The organism is Alteromonas sp. 5E99-2, from assembly GCF_017368475.1.
Taxonomy (GTDB): Bacteria; Pseudomonadota; Gammaproteobacteria; order Enterobacterales; family Alteromonadaceae; genus Alteromonas_F.
This window is the reverse complement of sequence record NZ_JAFNJE010000023.1, coordinates 1-4,925: the sequence shown is the minus strand read 5'-3', so window position 1 is coordinate 4,925 and position 4,925 is coordinate 1. Positions and strand designations below refer to the sequence as shown.

The following is a 4,925-nucleotide window of genomic DNA, read 5'->3' as shown; positions in this document are numbered from 1 at the left end:
ATCGACAAGTCATTGAAATAGCTGGCATGGTCAATTATTGTCTTAGCATTACAAAATTACTGGCTGAGAATGATAAATTCTACAGCCTCGTTATGCGTACAAGGAGTATCAATGAAGTTTTTAGCTCTAATTTTATTATATTTTTGTGCGTTTAACGTTTTGGGTAACGAAGCCTTTCCTATTTATGACGAAAATCAATATCCTAAATACAGTAAAAATGCTGTGACTGCGGTAATTGATGATTTGAGAAAAAATAATGTAGAGACATCAAACTTATACATATTGGTGAAATGTAGAGAGAAATATTGTGATTTAGAAGTATCCTTTAAGGATAACTTTAAGCCAAATGAAAGTATCAGAGGTTGCCCTGATTTTTGTGTTTACTATGGTTACAATAATGAGCATAACTACATTTTTAAAAAAGCGCACATTCGCTAAAAGTACGCATAACAAGGCGCTAAACGGGACAAAAACGCAATGCGCCTTCGGCATTATTGCATTACGTTTTTGCCCGTTAGCTGTCAGTTATAACCCTTAGAGAATCAAATCACATATGAGTATTCAAGAAGAATATAGCGACGAAGCTAGAATACAACTCAATTTTTTTTCATTTATGGCTGTTGCTGTATGGATATGTTTAGGTGTAGGTATTGCTTTCGCCGTAGGACTTCACCTGTTTGTTAGTAATATATCTTCGGATGTAGCCTCAGAAAATACAATGTTTTGGTTCTCATCATTAATGTACGGGTTTTTAGGTTTTATATTTTCGCTAATAGGCTCCGCAACGATTTACCCAGTGTATAACTTTTTTTGTAATCGTATGCGCGGACAGCGAGTAAAGGGAAAATTTGCGTTGGTTAAACGCAGCTTATAACAAGTCATTCAAGTGGACAATTTACAGCTGGTTGTTCGCTTCGCTCAATTATAACCAGCTGCAAATTACCGCTTAATGTGGTGTTAGAAGCCCTAGGATGTATCGAATGGAATTATCAATATCTTTTAGCCAGTTAAAGGCCAACTTGGATGTGATACGTAAATTGATTGCAAACATTTCCGCAATCAATGTCACTCATATTGAATATAGAACTTTTGATGAGGGTTATTGTAACGCTGATTTTTTCGTTCTATCCAAAAATGAGATAAAAGACGAGTTAGAGGCGTTTATAGTTCTATGGACCTATCAGCTCCACTTCTACGAAGAATGGAAATTAACTGATACAAACGTCTGTAGCACTGACTCAATTGTTAATGTTTGGATGCTTCCTACATTAGAGAAATATCTATTCAATCAATTGCCACCTGATCAGGTAAGTAAGGAAATTGATAGTATGGTTAGGAGCATATTGTTATGTATATCAGAGACATCGGATGGCGATAAGTCTGAGGCTCCCGAACGGTGGGGAGTTTTTAAAAACGATATGCTTGTATCAAGTTCTACATCTCTATCAGAACTAGGTCTAAGTGATATAAATTTTGGAATAGGCCTCAGTCTGGATTGGAACGAAATAGATATCATGTACCACACGGATAAAGACTACGTGTTTTATTCATGGAGTACAGGAGCTTGACCGTGCGGGCTTCTAACAAGGCGCTCAAGAGGGACAAATACGTGGCGCGGCTTCGCCATTATAGCGCCACATATTTGCCCCTTAGCTTAGCGTTATACGTCAATACAGTTTTAACTTATATGGAAGTTACAAAATGAAAAAAGGTCTCACAGTAGGTTCAGCATTTAAATTCACGTTTACCTCGTCTGGAACTGCAATTTTTATCCTATACATAATTACAACACTGCCAATGGTCATATTTGGCGGGGATTCGTCAACAGAGTTTTTTGGTTATGCGGCAAACACCTTGCCTGGTTTCTTGTTTGGGCTAGTAGCAATGCCATTCCTAATTGGATTTATATCCGGGTTTCTAGCCATTCAAGCTGTTATTGGGCAGTGGCTGTATACTAGATTTTTTAGTTTAGATCTCGCGCTTAATGAACCGGAAGACGTATAACAAAACAAATCAACTTCACCCTTGTCAGGGTCGGACACAAACTCGCTGGCTCTTTTTGATTTTAGCCAGCAAGTTTGTGCCGGTTATTTGAGACGTTATACCTGAATAAGATCGAGACATATGGACAATCCGATAATTAAATTTGAAAGCTGGTGGCAGGAAGCATTAGTCGATTGTCCATTGCGGCAAAAAAGTGCGGTTTGTGTATCAACAATAGATAAAGATGGTTTTCCGTCTGGTAGGTTTGTCGACCTAAAGTCAGCAAATGAAAAAGGGTTTGTTTTCTGCACATACTTTGATTCTGTGAAGGGTAAGCATATTGCGCATAACTCAAAAACCGCAATGACGATATGGTGGGATCATGTAGGCTATCAAATTCGTGTTGTAGGTACAGCTGAAGTAATAACCGACGTTGAAGCGGATGTTTTTTGGCAAACTCGAAGCAGAAGTGCTCAATTAACTACTACGGCCTTTGATCAAAGTGAGCCATTGGTTGCAGAGGACGATTTAAAAACTCGGCTACAGGACGTCTCTACAAGTTTTGCAGAGCAACCTATCCCAAGGCCAAATAATTGGGGTGGTTACTGTATTAAGCCCGTTTCAATTGAGTTTCTTACATTCAAGGAAAGCAGGTTACATCTGCGAGAGTTATTTAAGTGCAAAGATAATGGCTGGTTTAAACAATTACTTCAGCCGTAAAAGGTATAACAATCCAATTAGTCCGACCTCAACTCGCTGCGCTCATTTCGTCGGCATATTGGGGCGTTATGTGCCAAGAGGATAATATGGAATACAGTCCTTTATTAGAAGTTCAAAATCAGACCTTGGTCATCACTCAGTCCACATTATCCGAGTTAAAAAGTTTTAAGGATAGCGAGTTGTTTGCTGAACTGCCTGGAAGTGTTCCAAACGAAAAACAGCTATTAACTAAAATGTTAGACTCAATTTTAAACACTCTCATTAATGGCCTTTTGCAAAATCCATCAAAACTTTGGGTCATGGAAACGTTTTTGCCAGAATTAGAAATCATGGAAATGCAAGACACTGAGGCGAAAGAACACTTTGGGGACCATTTAGAGATAATTATGGATATCCTAAATATAGAAAGCTCAGATGGCTTATTGAGCTACTACTTGTAAGGATGTATCGGGTGGCACATAACAAAAAAATTAAGTCACTCACTTCGTTCGCTGGGACGCATACACGAGGGCTGCTTCGCATTATAGCCCACATGTCTGCGCCCCTTATTTAAAAGTTATGAGTATGGATAGCGAAGATCTACGAAAATATAATCAACGAGAAGCAATGAAGCTAAAGGTAATTGGCTACTCATTTGTTTTATTCATCCCGATAGTTTGCATGGTGGTTTTCGTTTTAAAGGGTATGGAAAAGGGCATTACGGAGCCATTGGTTTCAGCAATAAACTCTTCTGATGCGAGTGCTATCCTATGCTCACGAATAGAGCTAGATATTCACGAATTAAAAATTGCTTTCGATGGGCTTCAGACCTCAAAGGCCAAGGGGTCGCACCCCATTGAAAGGGTTTTGATTAGAGTAGAAAATATCAAACGAATAGTTGGTAGAGATTCACGTAGAAAAGATGTAGTTTGGGTAATGCCAGAGGAAGATAGTGACGAATTGAACCTTTTGGTTGGTGGTTATATCCGCTCCAGCTATCTTTCAGATCGGATTAACGAGTGTTCAAATAAAAACTCATAACAAAGCGGTCAAGCTGACGGCTATTCCGTCGCTTGTTTATGTGGCGATCGCTACGCTGCCACAACACAATCAACTATATAGCCGCAGCTTACCGCGGCGTTATGTTTTCTAGTGGATTCAGATATTAATTAAATATGGATGAAAGTAGGCAGCGATTAAACAGATTTGGCAACCTGTTCTACTGGTTGTTTTGGGGAGTGGCGTCTATTTCATATGCCATTTACGGTATCGTCAGATTTGAAATTTTTATACCTCTTCTAAAAAACGGACGGGCTCATCGATATTATTTTGAAGGTATTGAATATCCATTAGCGATAAGTTTTTGTATTAGTTCTGGCGTTTATTTTCTCTGGAGGGCCTATGGCTATTGGGTATCAAAAACATAACAAACACATTATGTTCATTCGCTTCGCTCATTGGGACACAAACTCGCTGGCTGGCGCTTCGCGCATTATAGCCAGCAAGTTTGTGCCCCATATGTGAACCGTTATGCATCAATAAAACTGAGGAATTAAATGGATTCAAAAAAGGCTCTAAGTTTCTGGATGTACTTTTTGTCATTAGAAAAGGACTTTGTACAAACTCATCATTTTGTTGAAGTTACAACTGCAAATTACGCTACATATTCGGTAGAATATTCGAAAATTTTACAACTTTCTTGTGCAGAGATTGATTCTGTACTTAGAAACCTATGCACAATTTTGGAACCACAATGTGACTTTCCAAATAATGAAAGTCGGAGTGGTCGAATTGGTGACTACAAAAAAATTATTAATAAACATTGCCCCGAGTTTATCAATGCTGAAGTTACCTTAACTCACGGTTTCAATTGTGTTCCGTGGGAAAAATGGAGCAAAAACAAACCACCAAAATGGTGGTCAAGCTACAATCTAGTCAAGCACTATAGACATTCAAATTTCCATGAGGCAAATCTCGAAAATGTTATATATTCACTCTCAGCACTCATGATCGCCACCCTATATTTGTACAGACTGGTTTCAGGTGAAAAATATGCAGCCCCTTATCCTTTCCCTTCTTATTTCGTTTGTAAGTACTTTAGCAAAGGACTTACTTTTAGAGGCGAGGGGTTGCCCGGAATTGATGCATAACAAGGCGCTTAACACGTATGCCACTGCGTGCCATACTGGGACAAATACGCGGCGCGGCTTCGCCATTGTAGCGCCGCATATTTGCCCGTTAGC

The 4,925-nt window shown here is 39.0% G+C and carries 8 protein-coding genes; all 8 read left to right on the top strand.

From position 1 onward, the window contains the following. Positions 1 to 111: 111 nt before the first annotated feature. Positions 112 to 438: a hypothetical protein gene (locus tag J3L16_RS15510; protein WP_207613974.1), complete on the top strand. Its 327-nt coding sequence runs from the start codon at positions 112 to 114 to the stop codon at positions 436 to 438. A gap of 115 nt (positions 439 to 553) precedes the next feature. Continuing rightward, positions 554 to 874 carry a hypothetical protein gene (locus J3L16_RS15505; protein WP_207613973.1) on the top strand — a complete coding sequence of 107 codons (321 nt, stop codon included), beginning with the start codon at positions 554 to 556 and terminating at the stop codon, positions 872 to 874. 106 nt (positions 875 to 980) lie between these two features. Beyond that, complete coding sequence (locus tag J3L16_RS15500; protein WP_207613972.1) at positions 981 to 1,568, top strand: hypothetical protein; 588 nt, start codon at positions 981 to 983, stop codon at positions 1,566 to 1,568. 133 nt (positions 1,569 to 1,701) lie between these two features. Then, entirely contained in the window at positions 1,702 to 2,004 is a 303-nt protein-coding gene (locus J3L16_RS15495) for a hypothetical protein (protein WP_207613971.1), read from the top strand. 120 nt (positions 2,005 to 2,124) lie between these two features. Continuing rightward, positions 2,125 to 2,703, top strand: coding sequence for a pyridoxal 5'-phosphate synthase (locus J3L16_RS15490; RefSeq protein WP_207613970.1), 579 nt, complete (start codon positions 2,125 to 2,127; stop codon positions 2,701 to 2,703). An 86-nt stretch (positions 2,704 to 2,789) separates the two neighbouring features. Then, entirely contained in the window at positions 2,790 to 3,143 is a 354-nt protein-coding gene (locus tag J3L16_RS15485) for a DUF4844 domain-containing protein (protein WP_242698875.1), read from the top strand. Between the two features lie 124 nt (positions 3,144 to 3,267). Continuing rightward, a complete protein-coding gene (locus tag J3L16_RS15480) occupies positions 3,268 to 3,723 on the top strand; it encodes a hypothetical protein (RefSeq protein ID WP_207613968.1) in 456 nt (151 codons plus the stop codon). A 515-nt stretch (positions 3,724 to 4,238) separates the two neighbouring features. Beyond that, positions 4,239 to 4,832 (top strand): hypothetical protein, encoded by a 594-nt coding sequence (locus tag J3L16_RS15475; RefSeq protein WP_207613967.1) that lies wholly within the window; start codon positions 4,239 to 4,241, stop codon positions 4,830 to 4,832. Positions 4,833 to 4,925: the final 93 nt, after the last annotated feature.

Bases quoted from the DNA above. Each gene is read 5' to 3' on its own strand.
- J3L16_RS15510 (WP_207613974.1), top strand. From the start codon at position 112: ATGAAGTTTTTAGCTCTAATTTTATTATATTTTTGTGCGTTTAACGTT.
- J3L16_RS15505 (WP_207613973.1), top strand. From the start codon at position 554: ATGAGTATTCAAGAAGAATATAGCGACGAAGCTAGAATACAACTCAAT.
- J3L16_RS15500 (WP_207613972.1), top strand. From the start codon at position 981: ATGGAATTATCAATATCTTTTAGCCAGTTAAAGGCCAACTTGGATGTG.
- J3L16_RS15495 (WP_207613971.1), top strand. From the start codon at position 1,702: ATGAAAAAAGGTCTCACAGTAGGTTCAGCATTTAAATTCACGTTTACC.
- J3L16_RS15490 (WP_207613970.1), top strand. From the start codon at position 2,125: ATGGACAATCCGATAATTAAATTTGAAAGCTGGTGGCAGGAAGCATTA.
- J3L16_RS15485 (WP_242698875.1), top strand. From the start codon at position 2,790: ATGGAATACAGTCCTTTATTAGAAGTTCAAAATCAGACCTTGGTCATC.
- J3L16_RS15480 (WP_207613968.1), top strand. From the start codon at position 3,268: ATGGATAGCGAAGATCTACGAAAATATAATCAACGAGAAGCAATGAAG.
- J3L16_RS15475 (WP_207613967.1), top strand. From the start codon at position 4,239: ATGGATTCAAAAAAGGCTCTAAGTTTCTGGATGTACTTTTTGTCATTA.